Source organism: Bacillus sp. JJ783, from assembly GCF_036963225.1.
Classification (GTDB): Bacteria; Bacillota; Bacilli; order Bacillales; family Bacillaceae_G; genus Bacillus_A; species Bacillus_A cereus_U.
In genome coordinates, this window is the sequence record NZ_JBALMG010000154.1 from 1 (window position 1) to 1,875 (window position 1,875).

Sequence of the window (1,875 nt, forward strand, 5' to 3'; positions counted from 1 at the left end):
AGTATTAACTGTACATAAAAGTATGAAAATCCCACATCATGTGGGAAAGTTTGATGAACTAAGCCTTCTACTATACATATAATTAAGAATATAGAAGCTATCAAAATTAATCTCAATTGATTAATATCAATAATCTTTTGATGATATTGTAAAAGATATCTTAAACTAAATACACACAAAATGATAAAAGGAAGATTAAACACCTTACCCATTATAATTGGTTGTACATCATATAATAAGATAAAAAGCATTATATAAAGAAGTATTCTATTTATACGAAGAGGCATGTCTAAATCTCCTTAATCATAAAATTTCAACCGGAAAATAATCCCTTCGCACGCCCTTTAAGAGAATAATAATAATACGTTGATTTCTTTATATTAAAAACATATATAAAAATCGCTATGAAGGGGCGAATGATACAATTTGTTTTTTTACCGATAGAGTATTTATGTTTTTTTAATACCCTTCCATAGCCAGCCCCATACAAATACGCCCTTTTAAAAGATTTATCATTATATTCTAATACAGGATTAGGATGATACACTATAAACGAAGGATCATACATACCTTTGCCACCAGCTTCTAAACATCTTAAAAGAAAATCAGTTTCCTCCCCTGAACCATATACAGTACCTGAGCCTACTCCTAGCTCTTCATCAAATCCTTTCACTTTTTTTAGAAGCTCTTTTTTTAGAAATAAAGTAACAGAAACTCCACATTCCCAAACGTTACCTTTATCAAGATTACAATGATTATTACTAAACTTTCCAGCTACTATTTGTCCATCCTTATCTTGACATTGACCAGTAAATATTGAATAGTCGTTATTCTGTTTAAAAAATCCAATTACTTTTTCTAATGTGCTAGCATCATATGTACAATCATCATCTGGAAATCCTATTATATCCCCTGTTGCAACATTTAAACCAACATTTCTAGATTTCGATAATCCTGGAGTGGATTTTAAATATACAATTGAAACTCTTTCTTTATACTTCTCAATTAGCTTACCTAGATTATCATGACTATTTTGATCAACAATTATTAGCTCATAATTTTCATATGTCTGTTCAATTAATGATAGTATAAACTCTTCAATTTCTTTTTCCCTATTAATTGTTGCCATTATTAAAGATATCTTCATTTTTCTCACATCCAAACTTTTTAATCATAAAATTCTTTCTAATTCATACAAAGCATTTTGAATGGAGAAGTTATTTATTTTCTGCATTGCTAACCTCTTATCAAGCATTGAACCTTTTTCAATATTATCTAATGCTTGTAACATCCCATTTTCTAATCCTTTATAGCCTATCTCTCTGACTAGAATTCCATATTTACCGTCTTCCAAGATCTCGGCTGGACCACTTGGACAATCAAATGACACTATCGGTGTGTGTAGTGCAAGAGCTTCTACTAAAACTAATGAAAATCCCTCTAAACGTGAACTTAATACAAATAAATCTGCACTTTTAATCCATGTATAAGGATTATCTTTATATCCTACTAGAAATACTCTATTCTCTAAACTTAATTTTGAAATTTTATTTTCTAAATTTTTTCTTTCCGGCCCCTCTCCTAAAATGACTAAATTATGAAGAGTTTTCTCTTTTTTAATTAACTCATTAAAAGCATCAATTAAAATATCAAATCCTTTTTCTGGGATAAGCCGCCCTACAGAAACAATATATGGCGCTCCTCCACCTGGATTTTCATTAGTTTCCAATGCTAATTGATTAATAGCTTCTACATTAATAGGATTATATATAGTTACAACATTTTTTATGTTTTTTATATTAAATAAATCAATGGCACTTTGACTAGCTCCTACAGAAACACCTATAACTTTATTTAATTTATTATAAATAAACC

The 1,875-nt window shown here is 29.1% G+C and carries 3 protein-coding genes; all 3 read right to left on the reverse strand.

Translation table 11 applies throughout. From position 1 onward, the window contains the following. Window positions 1-287: hypothetical protein (locus V7038_RS25630; RefSeq protein WP_335695830.1), on the reverse strand; the 287-nt coding region annotated here is incomplete at its 3' end. Window positions 288-313: 26 nt separating this feature from the next. Then, the gene (locus V7038_RS25635; protein ID WP_335695831.1) at window positions 314-1,147 is read right to left on the reverse strand and encodes a glycosyltransferase family 2 protein; all 834 of its coding nucleotides are present in this window, start codon (window positions 1,145-1,147) and stop codon (window positions 314-316) included. Window positions 1,148-1,171: 24 nt separating this feature from the next. Then, on the reverse strand, window positions 1,172-1,875 hold a 704-nt coding region (locus tag V7038_RS25640; protein WP_335695832.1), incomplete at its 5' end, for a glycosyltransferase.